This window comes from Geminocystis herdmanii PCC 6308 (assembly GCF_000332235.1).
In the GTDB taxonomy this organism is placed as follows: Bacteria; Cyanobacteriota; Cyanobacteriia; order Cyanobacteriales; family Cyanobacteriaceae; genus Geminocystis; species Geminocystis herdmanii.
In genome coordinates this window covers 791,428-807,792 of sequence record NZ_CM001775.1, presented here as the reverse complement: position 1 = coordinate 807,792, position 16,365 = coordinate 791,428, and the positions used below count along the sequence as shown (strand labels likewise).

Below are 16,365 nucleotides of genomic sequence, written 5' to 3'. Positions count from 1 at the left end.
AAAAGTATTTTGATGAGGGGAATTATTCGGTTTTAGACGATCGATATTTTGTTAAAATTATGTTCGATCGATTTTTGTCATCTTAACCCATAAAATCGATCAATTTAAAACAAATCTGAATGACTACCAATTCTAGTCAAAAATAAAGTTTCTTCATCATATTTATAGATTAAAAGCCAGTCGGGTTGTATATGACATTCTCTAAAATTGGCATAATTTTCTGAAAGATTATGATCTCTATTTTTCGTTGGTAAAGGTTCTTTTTTCACCAGTTTTTCAATGATTTCTACTAATAATTTGATTTCTTTTTCTGATTTTACCGCTTTTTTAAAGTCCTTTTTAAATTGGGATGTTCTATGTATTTTAAGCATTTTTAATTAATCATTCAAGTCTTGAAAAAGCTCATCGACAGAATCAAATGTTTCACCAATTTTTGTTTCTGTATCATTCATAGCTGAAATTGTTATTTGATTTGGTATTTTCACATCAAAAGGCAACCCATTGTGTAATAAAACTTGTGCATAAAAGAGATTTACTGCTTCATCAGGAGTCATACCAATATCAATAAATATTTGTTCAACTTTTGTTTTTAATTCTGCATCAGTTACTGCTTTGATGACTGCATTCTTCGACATTATATTACTCTAAATATTAATAAATTAATTGATCATTTTATCATAAAACTAAATTTAAACATTATTAGCTAAGCGTCAATTTCTTCGGGATAATTACGGAAATATTCTTCACTAACTTGTAATAAGTTTTTATATTCTCTCATGATTACAATAATCTCTCTAATTATAGTTTGCTTACTATATTTTGACAAGATTTGACAAGAGGAGACTTTCAGATTAACCTAATTTGATCAGAGTTTCCCTTTTTCTCAATAGGAATTGAAAGGAGAATTTATTTAGTGGTTCGATCGATCTCAAATTAACGAGATTCTACCATGAATTACTAGAAAATGTCTCTTACGTCAAACTTCAACATATTCATTCTATTAAATTTATGATTTCTCAGTTTTATAAAGCAAAAAATACTTTCTTATTAATAGCAATAATTTCTGGTTCATTCTTTTTAAATATTGGTAAAATTCAAGCACAACATCAACATCACCATCAACATAATGAAGTTAAATCAGAAGAAAATCATCATCATAAATCGATCGAACTCTCTGATAATGATACCATTCCTACGATAAAAATTATGATATCTCCTGATAAAATTAAAGGGTGGAATTTAGAAATTCAAACCAGTAATTTTGTCTTTAAACCCGAAAATGTCAATCAAGATAGTAAAATAAATGAAGGTCATGGTCATTTATATATTAATGGGAAAAAAGTAACTAGAATTTATGGAAATTGGTATCACATTCCAGAATTAGCTAAAGGCAAAAATGAGATAAAAGTTACCCTAAATACTAACCTCCATGAAGACTTAATTTATAACAAAAATGTCATCGGAGACGAAATTATTATTATGAATAATGGAGAATTAAAAATGGAAAATTGAGAATTTAAAACTTACCAATTTTTTCTCCCATCTCCCCATCTCCCCATCTCCCCATCTCCCCATCTCCCTATCTCCCCATCTCCCTATCCCCTAACCTCCCAATTCCCTAAATAACTCCAACACCTTCTGCCATGCGTCTTTTGCTGACTCCTGATGATAACTCGCCCTTCGATCGCAAAAAAAGCCATGATCTGCGTTAGGATAACGGAAGATGCGATGATCTAGGTTATGTTTTTGTAGCTCGTTTTCGATTCGATCGATCTGCTCAAGGGGGATACTAGCATCTTTTTCCCCAAAGAAACCGTATAATTTGCCTTTTATGTCCTTTGTTCTGGTAATTGTGGCATTTTTCTCATTTGGACACCAATCCGTTATTCCCGCCCCATAAAATGAGGCTGTGACTTTAATATCTGGCAGAGTTGCCGTTAAGTATGTTACATGGCCACCAAAACAAAAACCAATACTACCAACTCCGGTTTTCTTCACCTTGGGTAAAGTATATAAGTAATCGATCGTTGCTTGTATATCCCTTAACAATTCTTCAGCCTTAGTCTGATTTTTATACACTCTCCCTAGGGTAATATCTTCAGGAGTATATCCCACAGAAAAATTAGGCGCTTGACGTTGATAGATAGCAGGTGCGATGGCAGTATAGCCTTCTTTTGCTATACGACAAGTAACATCTTGAATATGCTCATTCACCCCAAAGATTTCTTGAATCACAATAATAGCAGGGGTTTCCTCAGTAGTGTCAGGTTGGGCTAAAAACCCTTGAATTAGTAAATCGTGATTTGGTATATTAACGATCGACGTGGTAATGTTCATTATTAAGGTTGAATTGAGAATTGAGAATGGATAATAAACATAATTTTAATCGAAAATTTCTAAGTTCAATTTATTGAACGTTATTATGTTAGCCGTGTAATTTATTACACGGTGGTTTATGGATTAACACCTAAAACTTTCATTATTCATTCCTTATTCCTCATTCCTCATTCTCCATTCCTCATTATTCATTCCTCATTCTTTCTTGATATTAGCTACAAAAATAAAGTAGAATGCAGAAAATATTTAACATTCAGTACTATTAATTTTTCATGGAGACGCAGGAAATTAGCGAACTTTTTTCGTTATTTCATAATTTGAATACAGAGACTATAGAATGGCTTGTTTCTATGGCAGAAAAGGATAATTATGATTCGGAAGAAGTGATGATTGCAGAAGATGACTGGGGAAAAGCAGTTTATTTCATTGTGTCAGGGTGGGTAAGATTAGAAAATATCTATTCTCAAGAAACCGTTACGATCGAAATTATCGGAAAAGGTGGTAGTGTAGGAGAAGCTGGAATTTTAGACGGAGTAAACAACAATACCAGAGTTGTCGCCATGTCAAAGGTAGAAGTTTTGACAGTATCAGCCCAAAGATTTATTCAAATACTATTTAGAGATTCTCAAATCCAAAACCGTTTTTTAAAATTAATGGTGAGTCGAGTCACAGAATATCAAAAATATAGTCAATTTTATCGTCAAACAGGAAAAGTAAGACTAGCCACAATACTAATTTCCTTAGCCGATAAATATGGTAAACTCACGGAAAAAGGCATACAACTTTATAATTTTCCTTCGCAAAATTTAGCTGATTTAGCACAGTTAAATATCGAAGAATGTAGTCAAATTATTGATAAATTCAAGCATAAAAATTTAATTAATATAGATGTTAATTCTCAAAGTCTTTATCTTCCTAATATAAAACAACTTCATCATATCATCGGTAAATTAGGCAATGAATAATGAATAATGGAGAATGGAGAATGGAGAATGGAGAATGGAGAATTAAACCACATTCAAATTTATTTAAACCCTTAATATTTCATTATTTAACCTAAAACCTAACACCTAAAATCTAATTAAGTTGACATTAATAAGGCTTTAGTTTCTGACATTCCTACATGATTTAATGCTCTTTTTAGTTGAAAATTAGCGCCGATGATGATTAAAGTTTGAATTAATAAACCCCCTAACATCGTGAAAGGATAGGTTAAATCAACACCCACTAAAGGAAATGCCGAAAATAACCACACAATACCAAATTCTGTACCTTTTGCCCCTAGAATTGTTAGGGTTAAAAATGGACTAAAAATTAAACTACCAATTATGGAAGATGCAATTAAATTTCTCTTTTGATTTTTAATCATTAACAATAATTGAAAAATTGTGCCATAAATAATGATCATCATGGCTGAAAATAAAAAGCCAATTACGTTAGATAATTTATCTTCACCAGAGAAAAAAATGAAAAGTGAAGGCATTAGATATAAAGTAATTATACTAACGTTAAGTACGATCGAAAAAGGAGAAGGACTTTTTTCTCCTAATAATAAATCTGTCATCTGATGACGAGAAGAAGATGAATTTTCATGACGAAAACGAGCCCAATCTTGTAACGTTTGACGATGGGGAGTTATAGCAGGAATTAATAACAAGAAAAAGAGAAAATTAAATACTTGTAAAATCGTTAAATTCTCATCATTTCCCCCATAATTTATATCTTGTAAAGTAAATCCCAGATTGAAAACAATAAAACAAGCGCTGATAAGATAACTATGATGTTTAGAAATTACTGTCTCTGTAGGATTGTGAAAACGGCGTTTTACCCCTTGCCATAACCAAAATGTCCAAATTCCATAATTAGCCACAACGAATAATAAACCAACGAAGGAATTACGCCACCAAAAATTACCGTAGAAACTTAAGTCATTTAAACTATCTAAGGATAGATAATTAACCGTTTCAGGGGCAAGAAATGTTGATTTAACCAGATAAGGTAAAAATATCGCAGGATTAAATAATACTAGCCAATCCAAACTTGTCGCACTAAGTCTATTAGCTTCTAAGAATACTCCCACTGTAGTAAATAATAAGAAAAATACTACCATACTGCCTAACCATGCTTGAAAATTGCCTAATCCCGTAGAAACTAAACTAAATAATAAACTAGCAGTATAAAAGAATAAACAAGCTACCACTAACAAGCCATAAAAAGCCAGAATCAAAGGGAAAGAAATATTGGCTTTTAACCCTGCGATCGAATGTAAAGGAACTGCTAAAATACCGAATAGATAGACTAAGATAGGTACACCTAAAATTTTTCCCCCTAAAATTGTCGTAGCAGACTGAGGAGTGAGACGGATAAAATTAAAAGTATTTTTAGCATTTTCTTTCGACACATCAGCGATTAACATATAACAACCGACAACCAAAAGAATAAAAATTCCCATGACACTCATAGTGATAAATAAATCTAACCACCATAACTCTTTGATAATTTGTAAATTACCTAATAAATCAACATTACAAATACGAATGGAAGAATAAGAATTTTCTTCAATAATACCAGTACAATAACGGCTATAACTTCCCTCTTTTAAAGATAACATTCCTTTAAAATAGACAAAAAGCAAAAATTGACCGATTAAACTAGCGATAACGACAATACTAAGAGTTTTCGGTTTTAATCGCCCTTGAATTTCTCTAAATAGCTGAGGATTCCATTCCCCAAGATTATCAATTATCCGAGAATACATTTGGGATACCATACAAATACTTATCTCCTTAACGGATTTTATTTGATTATTATCCATCATGATAACTAAGTTCAACAGAAAGTTATTGAAGATAGGAAAATGACAATAAGTGAGTAGGCAAAATTAATTGTATGTTTACTTTGTAAAACGCAAAAGACAACAAAGATGTAAGTTATTTTAATTAATTTTACTCACTTACTTAAATGCTTCTTAGCTTACCGAAATACCAAAACCTGATAATTTTATGAAGCAACGGGAAATATTTGTACTGTTTTTGGAACAAGATCAAGTTTAACTTTTGTGCCAACGGGTAATTGTGTTTTAACATCCGTACGAGCGTGAAGCCTTTTTCCTGATAAAGTTTGTAAACAATAGCGATATTCTCTGCCTAAAAATTCTCTTTCTTCAACAACTGTTACCCCTTCTTCGTCTGCTTTTAAAATTACATCTTCCTGACGAAACATTAGTTCTCCTTTGTCGAAATTTACAGGAGTATCAATACACCATTCTCCTAATTCTGTACACCATAAATTACCTTCTTTGGTGGCTTGTAAAAAGTTGGCTTGAGTCACAAATTCCGCCACAAATTTACATTCTGGGCAAGTATAAATATCTTCAGGTGTACCTAATTGTACTAATTTCCCTTGTGCCATAACTCCTATGGTATCAGCGATCGCCATTGCTTCTTCCTGATCATGGGTAACAAAAATAGCCGCAGTATTCGTACTTTTAAGAATTGTTCTCACTTCATGGCGTAATCTTTCCCTAACTTGTACATCTAAATTACTTAAAGGCTCATCTAATAAGATTAACTCTGGTTGAGGTGCTAAGGCACGCGCTAAGGCGATTCTTTGTTGTTGCCCTCCTGATAATTCGTGGGGATAACGTTTTTCTAATCCCGTCAACCCAACTAAATGCAAAACCTCTGTAACTCTTTTGAGTATATCTTGATTGTTAGGCCGTGGTTTTTTGCTTTTTAAGCCAAAGGCGATATTTTCCGCTACGGTTAAATGAGGGAATAGGGCGTAATCTTGAAATACCATGCCGGTACGTCTTTTTTCTGGCTCTACCCAACGTCCTTCTCCTGTAACTATTTGTCCACCTAGTTCGATCGAGCCTTGAGAAGATTTTTCAAAACCAGCAATAATTCTTAAAAGGGTAGTTTTGCCACATCCAGAAGGACCTAATAATCCTAACAATTCGCCCTGTCTTAAGCTAAAATTAACTTGATTAACGGCAGGAAGGGAAGTTCCTGTAAACTGTTTAGTTACCCCTTTTACTTCAAGAATTAATGAATCTGTCATGATTATGTTTTTAGATAATATAAAAATTTTAATAAGAATTGTTCTCAATAATTCTAATATACCATGACGATCGACAATTAACAATATTTATTGAGTAAGAAGTAATTGAATAGGGAGTAATGAGTAATGAGTAATGAGTAATGAGTAAGAAAGAATTTAGGTGTTAATTCTCAATTCTCAATTCTCAATTCTCAATTCTCAATTCTCAATTCTCCATTTGACCTTATCATATTAGAAATCTTAAAATATTTTTGGAAAATGTCTCATTCGTTACACAATATCAATTCTTGGAAAAACTCTTTTAATATAGTTAATGAAAAACTTTATAATCAACTCAAAAGTGATGAATATTTAATTGTACAATTAAGAGCAGAAAATACTCAATTTATTCGCTTTAATAACGCCAAAATTAGACAAACAGGAGTGGTAATTGATGGAGAAATTACTTTAAAATTAATTACCAATAAAAGGGTAACTTATGCTGAATTTCCCTTGACGGGAGATGTGGATATTGATGTTAAAAATGCTTTAGATAATCTTGTTTATGCTCGATCGACCTTAGAAAATTTACCAGATGATCCCTATATTATTATCCCTAAAAATCAAGGCTCATCCCACGAAATTTATGAAGGAAAATTACTTAGTTATGAAGAAGCCATAGAAGAAATTTTAAAGCCCGTTCAAGGATTAGATTTTACGGGATATTATGCGGGGGGTTCAATTATTAGAGCTAATTATAATTCTTTAGGACAAAAACACTGGTTTAGTACCGATTCTTTTTTCATTGATTACTCTTTAATTAACCATAATGAAAAGGCAATCAAAGGCACTTTTTCCGCTAGAGATTGGCATAAAGAAAAATATCACCATCAAATTGACTATCATCAACAGGAATTACAACAATTAAATTTACCGATTCACGAGGTGAAAAAGGGCAGTTATCGCACCTATCTTGCACCTTGTGCCGTTGCCGACTTATTGGGGATGTTTTCATGGGGTGCTATTAGTGAAGCATCTTTGCGTCAGGGAGGAAGTGCTTTAGCAAAACTGAGGGAAGGGGAAACTTTATCTCCCCTATTTCATCTCAAGGAGAATTTTCATAGTGGTAATGTACCTCGTTTTAACGATTTTGGGGAAATGTCAGCAGATGAATTACCTTTAATTGTGGAGGGTGAGTTAGTTAATAGTTTAATTAGTAGTCGCACTGCCCTTGAATATGGGTTAAAATCGAATGGTGCGAGTAGTTATGAAGCATTACGATCGCCCGAAATTGCAGAGGGTACATTATCAGAAAACGAGATATTAAAAGAGATAGACACGGGATTATATTTGTCTAACTTACATTATCTCAACTGGAGCGATCGAACTCAAGGAAGAATTACGGGCATGACTCGTTACGGTTGTTTTTGGGTAGAAAATGGAGAAATAGTGGCAACTATTAAAGATTTGCGGTTTGATGAATCTCTATACTCCTTTTTTGGCAAAAATTTACTCGCTTTCACCGATTTTCGAGAGTTTATCCCTGAAGTGAGTACCTATGAAGCTCGATCGTTGGGGGGTTCACTTGTACCCGGTGCTTTAGTGGATAACTTCACCTTTACCTTATAAAGCAAAAAACCTTCTTAGAAATTTCCAGCAAATATTTTTTCGTAGGGATTGAATTATTATTCAACCCTCTACAGGATTTTAACCTTTATTTTGTTAATTATCCCATCAGAATTACGTTATCGATGACGTGAATAACTCCGTTATCCGCTTCAATATCTTCCATGATGACAGTGGCATTTTTCACCTCAAAACCATCACTACAGTCGATCGAAATTGGTGAGCCTTCAATAGAGATTACAGAATCCATCTTTTCTAAATCAGCTTTCATCAATTTTCCTGACACCACATGATAGGTTAAAATTCGGGATAATTGGGGAATATTTTGTAATAAAGTAGTAATAGTGCCGGGAGGAAGTTTCGCAAAAGCATCATCCGTGGGGGCAAATACAGTAAATTTACCTTCGCTTTTCAACACATCCACTAAATTAGCGGCGGTAACGGCGGCAACAAGGGTTTTAAAGTTATCGTTATTAACGGCAATATCGACTATATCTGGCATTTTTTTCCTGTAATAAACTATTTGAAATCTAATGAGTGAAATTTAGGAGATAGGAGATAGGAGATAAGAGAAATACCTAAAATCAAGGTTTTGAGACTTTGTTGATACAAAATTAAACAAATTTATTTTAACCCACATTCCGCACGTCATCTAGTACTATGAGAAGATTATAAAAAATCTCCTCACTTATCAAGTAAAATACAAGTAAAAATACTTGATTTTTTTTCTCTTTAATAAATTTTGATTTAACTCCAAACTATTTCTAATTAGTTATGCAAGATTATCGTAACCTTCTCTCGGATTTAATGAGTCGTTATCGTCACCGTGTGGATTTTTTGAGTATTCGGCTGGAAAAGTCTGAGGGTAGTAATATTGTGATTAAAAATAATCAAACTGAAAATCTCAGCGAGGGTACTTCTGTTGGGGGGCAAGTTAGAGCTTGTTATAAGGGGGGTTGGGGATTCGCTACTTTTAATGATTTAACTCAGCTATCCTCCAGAATCGAGGATGCTATTACTTCGGCTTTACTTATCGGGGATGATGAAACTATTTTAGCTCCTGTTATTCCTATACAAATTTCCTGTGAGTTACCTTTAACGGGTACAAATCCTCGCTTGATTCCCCTTGCGGAAAAAAAACGACTGTGCGATCGATACGATCGTATTTTAAAAGAAGTTGATGAAAAAATCACCAGTAGCTTGGTTAGTTATAACGACTCTCAACAAACGATTCTCTTGGCTACTTCTGAAGGCTCAATGATTCAACAATCTTGGATGGATTGCGAAATGAGATTTAGTTCGATCGCATCCAATGGTAATATAGTACAAACGGGGAGAGAAACCACAGGCACAAGAAAAGCCTTTGAAGACCTAATCAACCTCGAAAATATTGTTGCTAGTGCTTCTAAAAGAGCCGTTAATGCCCTTAAACTGCCTTCCGTACGAGGGGGGAAATATACGGTGGTTATTGACCCAATTTTAACGGGTTTATTTGTCCATGAAGCCTTTGGTCACTTGTCTGAAGCTGATATGGCTTACGAAAACCCCGATTTGTTGGAAGTAATGACAATGGGGCGTAAATTCGGAGGGGAAGATTTACAAATTTTTGACGGTGCAATGCCCGAAGGACATCGAGGCAGTTATTATTATGATGATGAGGGTACACCAGCCACTACGACTCAATTAATTAAAGATGGTGTTTTAGTGGGAAGGCTACACTCAAGGGAAACCGCAGGAAAATTGGGGGAAATGCCCACGGGTAACGCTAGATGTTTAAATTATCATTATCCTCCCATCGTGCGCATGACTAACACATGGATAGGAAGGGGAAAAACTCCCGTGGCGGATTTGTTTAAGGGGATAAAAGAGGGAGTTTATGCTTGTAATTGGATTGGCGGTATGACTAACGGTGAAATGTTTACCTTCACCGCAGGAGAGGCATGGATGATTCGAGATGATGAAATTGCTGAACCTGTCAAAAATGTTACTTTATCGGGTAATGTCTTTAAAACTCTAGCAAATATAAGCTCGATCGGCGATGATTTTTATTGGGATGAATCAGGAGGATGTGGTAAAGGTGGACAAAGTGGTTTACCTGTAGGTTGTGGTGGTCCCAGTTTGCGCATCAAAGATGTGGTTATTGGAGGAGAATGAGTAAGGTGAAACTAAAATTTTTAATTAAGAAGATTAGGATAAAGTATTTTACCTAAACCTGCTAATAATGCTAGAATAACTCCACCAATTACGGTTCTAGCTATAAAATCTAAATTATCGATTCTTTTATTCGTATCGTCTAATCTTTTATTAATTCCATTTTGCCCTTCTTTTAATATGGCTACTTCTACTTTGAGATCATTTAATTTATCATTAACTTGCTCAAATTTAGTGTTAATAAAATCTTTTAATTCTCTTAAATCGTTATCTGTTACAGTACTCATGTTAAAATCCTCCTAGTTTATTAAAAATTAACACACAAATCGAAATAAAATAGAACAATTTGATGTTAGAAATTGGTTTAGATTGCTTCAGATTGCTTCGTGCCTAGCAATGACATTAATATAACAGTATTTAATTAGGGTTTGCTGAATAAATCAGAAAGCTATAAAAATCAAAGGTTTAGACATAATACATTCACCAAAAAGTGTGCAGTTTTAAGGATTTTTATTCAAAAATTCAACACTTTTAACCTTATTTTTTAAAATACAACTATACTTATTCTATCTATTAACAGCATCAAAACCTTGATGTTTCAGTATTTCTCCTATCTCCTGTCTCCTAACTCCTATCTCCCTAATCGATAAAGACTATGAGGCAAACCCTAATTAAATGGGTATTTCCTCTACTTCGGGTAATTTATCTAGGGAAAAACGAGGGGATTTGATATTACCAGAGAGGCGTTTTAATAAGTCCGATCGAGGATCGTGTAATATGTAAATAATTTCATCATCAACTTTCCATTCTTCTCCCACTGCCAACACCCTTAATTTATCGTTTCTCTTGATTAGTAAGGGCAATAATTCGCCCTTGGTAATAAGACTTTGTAAATGTTTTTGTTGTAGTTCGATCGAGCTAGATTTAATGGTAGTTTTACCTAGCTTAAATTGTCCATCGGTGAGATATTTATTCCATGTTTTGATGACTAATTGGGGTAAAAAAGCCTGATTTATTTTTTGTTTATTAGCGTTAATTTTTTTATCTTCATGGTTAGGAAAAACCGCTAAAACTTTCGGAGGAGCAAATTCTTCTAAGGCTCGTTGGGCAATCATTAAGTTAACATCACTATTATTGGTTAAGGTGATTAGTGTGCCGACTGACAAAATTCCTGCTTCTTCTAACACATCATGATCTAATCCGCTACTCTCTACCACAGGCAAGTTATCTTTTTTGGCATTTTCACAAGCCTCTTTATCGGTGTCAATTAAAATCACTGATTCTCCTTCGGCTAAAAATAGTTTAGCAATTAATCGACCTAAGGGGTTACATCCTATTATCATCGCTCCCGTAGCTTGATCGATCGTAATTTTTAATAAATTTGCCACCCAACCTGCACTTAATCCTTGTATAAATACTGTCATCATAATGGTAAGAAATACTAAACCTTTGATAGAGTCTCCCCCGTTAATGCCATTTTTGGTGAGTAAAATGGAAAATAAAGAAGCTACGGAAGCTGAAACGATGCCTCGGGGTGCAATCCAAGCTAAAAAGGCTTTTTGTCGCCAATTCATGCCATTTTTCCATGTACAAATTAAAATACTCAAGGGGCGCACGATTAACATTAATACTAATATCGTAAAAACACTACCCCAACCTAGTGCAAATATACTGTCGATCGACAAATCCGCTGCTAAGAGGATAAATAACACGGATACCCCTAATGTCGTCAGTTGCCCTTTAAAACGCAATAATAATCTTTCTTCAGGAATACTAAAGGCTTTTAAGACAATTCCTGCGATAACTGTTGCCATTAATCCAGACTCACTAATAATGGTTTGAGCTAGTCCAAATGTACCCCAAACCCCGGCTAACACCACTAAATTTTTTAAATCTTCTCCTAAGAAATTGGCTTTTTTCTGAAATGTGCCTAATAGCCAACCACTGATACCACCAATTATTGCACCAACTCCTAAACGAAACACTAATCCAGAAATAATCTCGATCGAATAGGCAGATTGATTAATAATAGTATCTAACACCACTACTGCTAAGATAGCACCCACAGGATCAATTAATACCCCTTCACCCTCTAAGATGGTGGCTACCCTCTTATCCACTGCCACTTGTTTTAATAATGGACCTACCACTGTAGGACCTGTTACTACCACTAAAGAAGCGTATAAAAAAGCAATTTGCCAAGGAAACTCCCCCAACCAATGGGCAGCCATTCCACCGCCTAAAAAGGTGATTAAAGTGCCGATGGTAACTAAATTACGAATACTTCCTGAAACTTGCCCTAACTCTTTTAATTCTAAGTTTAAACCTCCTTCAAAAAGGATGATTGCCACCGACAATGCCACTAAAACTTCTAACCCCAAACCTAATAATTCTGGATGTAGAATTGCTGTACCATCTCTACCTAAAGCGATACCAAAGATTAGTAAAAATACAATACTAGGTATTTTCAAAAATTCTCCTAATACTTGGGCGCTAATTCCAGCAAAAACGGTAATAATAATTTGTAGCGTAAGAGCAAATGAACCATCCATAATAAATGAGTAATGAGTAATGAGTAATGAGTAATGAGTGATGAGTAAAATATCTCCCAATACTCTCTTTCCTATTTGTACACCTTTCCACCTGTTTTTTCCTCTTTCGATACTCTCTAATCGATTAATTTTCGATCGAACTGAGGTTAGAATATATGTTAACTCATTAATCAATTAAGTATTCAAACTTCTACCTTTTATCTTCTCAATTATTACACTATGAATCGCTCTACTTCCACCGATGAAATCTCCCGTTATTATACTAAATCAAACGATCGATGGTGGGAATTTTTAACTTTTTTTAGTCTTTTTATTTTAGCGATCATTTTATATACTTTTCATTTAGGTAATCTGCCTTTGAGAGATTGGGATGAAGGCACTTTTGCTCAAGTGGCGAAGGAAATTTCACAGTCAAGATTTGATGATTGGCGATGGCTTTTTCCTACCATTTGGGGTGAGGCTTATTTGAATAAACCTCCTCTGATTCATAGTTTGACGGCGTTAGTTTATACTTTTTTCGGTATCAATGAATTTTCTACTCGTATTGTGGGCGCTTCCTTGACGGCTTTATCTGTGCCTTTGCTTTATGGGGTAGCCAGAGAGTTATTTTTACCTCGTTATTATGCCTTTTTCTCAGCTTTAGTTTACCTTACCACTATGCCAGTAGTTCGTCATGGAAGATTAGCGATGCTAGATGGTGCGGTATTATGTTTTCAAATTTTGATGATATTATTCGTCTTAAAGGCAAGAAGGGATTTAAGATGGGCGTTACCTGCTGGAATTGCTTTTGGTTTGATTTGTCTGAGTAAAGGATGGATGCTAGGATTTTTGTTAGGCTCGATCGTACTCTTATTTTTAATGTGGGATACTCCCCGTTTAATTTCTTCTGTGTATCTGTGGTTAGGATTCTTTTTAGGCTTGTTACCAGTTATTGGTTGGCAAACGGCACAATATCTCCATTATGGTGGGCAGTTTATCAATACTTCCGTCAAAGATCAATCCCTCGATCGAGTTTTTACCGCCGTGGAAGGTCATCGAGGCGCAATCTGGTATTATGCGATCGAGTTATTAAAATACCCTCACCCTTGGATTTTTATCTCCATAGTAGGTATCGTCATCGCATGGCAAAATCGGAATTGGAGTTGGGCAAAATTTATTTTAGTGTGGAGTTTTAGTTATTTAATCGCCGTTTCTGTTATGGGTACAAAACTCCCATGGTATATTATGCCCATATATCCAGCACTTTCGATCGCCTCTGGGGTAGCATTAGCAGAAATTAAATCTTTACCTTCTTTTATATCTTATCCTCGATCGTTCATTATTTTATTTGGTTTTCTTTCCTTTGCCGTCACCGCAGGATTTTGCTATTTTCTGTTAACCCAACCTGACAACCAACATTTTTTAACTCTTTTAGCTTTATTAGCAGTTACATTTTTTATCACCACAATTTTACTGCTCAAAAAAGATATACAATTTATCGGTGTTTTATTTTGGGGAATGTATGTGTCATTGATGGTGTTTTTTAGTTCTAATTTTTGGCTATGGGAATTAAACGAAGCCTATGCGGTTAAACCTATTGCCCAAATTGTTAAACAAGAAATTCCCCCCCAAGAACAAGTTTATATTTTTTTTGATTACGATCGACCTTCCATGAACTTTTATAGTGAAAGACGAGTCATTCCTGTTAACCTAGAAAAAATACAAGAATTGAAAGATACTTCATCATACTTATTAATAAATAAGCAAAATTTAGCCCAACTAGATTTAATTTCTGACAAAAATCATTATTGCCAGAAAAAAGAAAATCTGAAAGATGTAGGTTCGATCGGTAATTGTTGGAATTACATAGAAATTCCCGAATCACCATATATGTTATTAAAACCAATTAAATGAAATATTATAAACCCTCAGATAATTTAATAAAGAGATTTTTTATTGATGCAAAAAAGAAAGGAATTAGACATTTTATTATCGGTTTATTATGGTTTATCTTCTGGATGATGATCTATGCTATTAGTATCTTTATTCAACCTGAATTGATATTTATTCCTATGGTATTTAATTTACCATTAGCTTGTTTTTTTTTAGCAGGAATAATTATAGAAACACTCTTTGTTTATTATTCTAATATAGATTCATACTATGATTTTATCGGTAAAGTATTTGTGTTATTCTTCACCTATAGCAGTCAGTTATGAGTTGTGAAAATTATCTTATCATCAAAGGCAAGAGGCAAAAGGCAAAAGGCAAGATTAGTCGTATCTTCGATATTTTTTCTAATAATTTATTTCTCACAAATGATTCCTGATTGCTATATGGACTTAATTATTATTATCGAGAATTTATTTATCAAGAAGTAAAACCTTTAACCAAAAGACTAAAATCAAGAATTAAAGAATTTTTTATGTGGTTATTTCCTTGGTTAATTTTAGTCTCAATTTTATCTCGATTAAGTGCGATATTAGCATAAAATTTATTATATAATTTTAAATTAATTAAAACAATATATTTTCTTTTTCCACTGTCTTCAGTAGGGTGGGCATTGCCCACCAACCACCACAAAAAACTTTTTCAGCAACCCCTAGTTATTTTGCGTAACTTCTATAGTCAAGATAAAGTGTTGGGGATTAGGTAAAAAATTAATAAAAAGCTGTTAATAATTAATTTTTTCTCGATTAATTTAATTAAATAATTGAACAAATATTAATCTAAAACCTAAAATCTAACACCTAAAACCTCCCCTATTTAAAATTACTTAAATTATGCGTTTACCATTACCAAAATTAAACAACGACGATCGAAAATCTGACCATATTGGAGAAGTAATTGAAACCTCCACGATCGAATTTTTAGCCCAATGTTTAGAGCCCGAAGAGCTAAATTTTCCCGCCATGCCACCCTTTGGTAGTTGGGTAAAATCCTTTGACGAAGAATCAGGCAACAAAATCTATTCCCTCGTCACCAATGTTACCACAGCCCCCATCGATTCCGTTCACAGAGCAAGGGCATTAGGTTTAACTTTAGCAGAATTAAAAGAACAACAACCGCAAATTTTCGCTATGTTAAAAACCGAATTTCGTGCCGTCATTATCGGTTTTGAAACCCCCGTCACCAGTGACAATAACCCCTATAGTCCTTCCAATGGTAACATATTTCAATACTTACCCCCTCGCCCCCCTCAAATTCATCAAGCCGTCTTTCATTGCACCGCCGAAGAAATAATTAAATTTACGAATAATCCTGATTTTTTGAGGGTGTTATTACAAGTGCAAAATACCCCCGTTGAATCCCTCATCGCTGCCACCTTAAGAGAAACTTATGGATTACGAGGAGGAGATCGATCGTGGTTAGTCAATGCAGGGCGTACTTTAAGCGTTTTATTAAAAAATGACTATGACTGTCTTAAGTATATTTTGAGTCAAGTACACTGGTAAATGAGTAATGAGTAATAAGTAACTTTAATTGTTACAAAAAAAATGAGTTCAATTTATTGAACGTGATCTCGTTAGGCGTGTAATTCATTACACGACGGGTTTTTTGATTAACCCCTTCTCCATCATCCATTATTAATTCTTCATTATCAATTCTCCATTATCAATTCTCCATTCTGCATTCTCCGAATACCTCTTAACTCAGAAATGATATGATGAAAAATTAA

The 16,365-nt window shown here is 34.0% G+C and carries 16 protein-coding genes; 7 read left to right on the top strand and 9 right to left on the bottom strand.

Annotation, left to right across the window (positions count from 1 at the left end):
• Nucleotides 1-104: 104 nt before the first annotated feature.
• From SYN6308_RS04010 to SYN6308_RS25720, 3 genes are all read right to left on the bottom strand, one after another.
• The gene (locus SYN6308_RS04010; RefSeq protein ID WP_017293147.1) at nt 105-371 is read right to left on the bottom strand and encodes a type II toxin-antitoxin system YafQ family toxin; all 267 of its coding nucleotides are present in this window, start codon (nt 369-371) and stop codon (nt 105-107) included.
• A 6-nt stretch (nt 372-377) separates the two neighbouring features.
• Entirely contained in the window at nt 378-635 is a 258-nt protein-coding gene (locus SYN6308_RS04005) for a type II toxin-antitoxin system RelB/DinJ family antitoxin (RefSeq protein ID WP_017293146.1), read from the bottom strand.
• A gap of 68 nt (nt 636-703) precedes the next feature.
• Complete coding sequence (locus tag SYN6308_RS25720; RefSeq protein WP_272943050.1) at nt 704-826, bottom strand: hypothetical protein; 123 nt, start codon at nt 824-826, stop codon at nt 704-706.
• A 182-nt stretch (nt 827-1,008) separates the two neighbouring features.
• Between SYN6308_RS25720 and SYN6308_RS04000 the strand changes: the two genes are divergently transcribed.
• Entirely contained in the window at nt 1,009-1,512 is a 504-nt protein-coding gene (locus SYN6308_RS04000; protein ID WP_017293145.1) for a hypothetical protein, read from the top strand.
• A gap of 90 nt (nt 1,513-1,602) precedes the next feature.
• On the opposite strand, the gene SYN6308_RS03995 is transcribed toward SYN6308_RS04000, so the two are convergent.
• Nucleotides 1,603-2,337 (bottom strand): dienelactone hydrolase family protein, encoded by a 735-nt coding sequence (locus SYN6308_RS03995; protein ID WP_017293144.1) that lies wholly within the window; start codon nt 2,335-2,337, stop codon nt 1,603-1,605.
• Nucleotides 2,338-2,654: 317 nt separating this feature from the next.
• Between SYN6308_RS03995 and SYN6308_RS03990 the strand changes: the two genes are divergently transcribed.
• A complete protein-coding gene (locus SYN6308_RS03990) occupies nt 2,655-3,302 on the top strand; it encodes a Crp/Fnr family transcriptional regulator (protein WP_237741254.1) in 648 nt (215 codons plus the stop codon).
• A 116-nt stretch (nt 3,303-3,418) separates the two neighbouring features.
• Here SYN6308_RS03990 and SYN6308_RS03985 read toward each other — a convergent pair whose 3' ends face one another.
• Together SYN6308_RS03985 and SYN6308_RS03980 are read right to left on the bottom strand one after the other, a co-directional pair.
• Nucleotides 3,419-5,155 carry an ABC transporter permease gene (locus SYN6308_RS03985; RefSeq protein WP_237741253.1) on the bottom strand — a complete coding sequence of 579 codons (1,737 nt, stop codon included), beginning with the start codon at nt 5,153-5,155 and terminating at the stop codon, nt 3,419-3,421.
• 182 nt (nt 5,156-5,337) lie between these two features.
• Nucleotides 5,338-6,399, bottom strand: a complete 1,062-nt coding sequence (locus tag SYN6308_RS03980; RefSeq protein ID WP_017293141.1) for an ABC transporter ATP-binding protein — start codon at nt 6,397-6,399, stop codon at nt 5,338-5,340.
• A gap of 258 nt (nt 6,400-6,657) precedes the next feature.
• Between SYN6308_RS03980 and SYN6308_RS03975 the strand changes: the two genes are divergently transcribed.
• The gene (locus tag SYN6308_RS03975) at nt 6,658-8,007 is read left to right on the top strand and encodes a TldD/PmbA family protein (RefSeq protein ID WP_017293140.1); all 1,350 of its coding nucleotides are present in this window, start codon (nt 6,658-6,660) and stop codon (nt 8,005-8,007) included.
• Between the two features lie 97 nt (nt 8,008-8,104).
• On the opposite strand, the gene SYN6308_RS03970 is transcribed toward SYN6308_RS03975, so the two are convergent.
• Nucleotides 8,105-8,506, bottom strand: a complete 402-nt coding sequence (locus tag SYN6308_RS03970) for a fasciclin domain-containing protein (protein WP_017293139.1) — start codon at nt 8,504-8,506, stop codon at nt 8,105-8,107.
• 272 nt (nt 8,507-8,778) lie between these two features.
• Here SYN6308_RS03970 and SYN6308_RS03965 point away from each other — a divergent pair, with 272 nt between their 5' ends.
• Nucleotides 8,779-10,158: a TldD/PmbA family protein gene (locus tag SYN6308_RS03965; protein ID WP_017293138.1), complete on the top strand. Its 1,380-nt coding sequence runs from the start codon at nt 8,779-8,781 to the stop codon at nt 10,156-10,158.
• A 20-nt stretch (nt 10,159-10,178) separates the two neighbouring features.
• Here the strand turns inward: SYN6308_RS03965 and SYN6308_RS03960 are convergent, their stop codons facing one another.
• Complete coding sequence (locus SYN6308_RS03960) at nt 10,179-10,442, bottom strand: hypothetical protein (RefSeq protein ID WP_017293137.1); 264 nt, start codon at nt 10,440-10,442, stop codon at nt 10,179-10,181.
• 384 nt (nt 10,443-10,826) lie between these two features.
• On the bottom strand, nt 10,827-12,707 hold the full coding sequence (locus tag SYN6308_RS03955; protein ID WP_026101910.1) for a cation:proton antiporter: 1,881 nt from the start codon (nt 12,705-12,707) through the stop codon (nt 10,827-10,829).
• A 219-nt stretch (nt 12,708-12,926) separates the two neighbouring features.
• On the opposite strand from SYN6308_RS03955, the gene SYN6308_RS03950 reads away from it, so the two are divergent.
• The 3 genes from SYN6308_RS03950 to SYN6308_RS03935 all read left to right on the top strand — a co-directional run bounded on the left by SYN6308_RS03950 (nt 12,927) and on the right by SYN6308_RS03935 (nt 16,141).
• A complete protein-coding gene (locus tag SYN6308_RS03950; RefSeq protein WP_017293135.1) occupies nt 12,927-14,600 on the top strand; it encodes an ArnT family glycosyltransferase in 1,674 nt (557 codons plus the stop codon).
• The gene (locus SYN6308_RS03945) at nt 14,597-14,905 is read left to right on the top strand and encodes a hypothetical protein (RefSeq protein ID WP_017293134.1); all 309 of its coding nucleotides are present in this window, start codon (nt 14,597-14,599) and stop codon (nt 14,903-14,905) included. The genes SYN6308_RS03950 and SYN6308_RS03945 overlap by 4 nt, the downstream gene beginning before the upstream one ends.
• 564 nt (nt 14,906-15,469) lie before the next feature.
• Nucleotides 15,470-16,141 carry an HAS-barrel domain-containing protein gene (locus SYN6308_RS03935; protein WP_017293132.1) on the top strand — a complete coding sequence of 224 codons (672 nt, stop codon included), beginning with the start codon at nt 15,470-15,472 and terminating at the stop codon, nt 16,139-16,141.
• Nucleotides 16,142-16,365 lie beyond the last annotated feature (224 nt).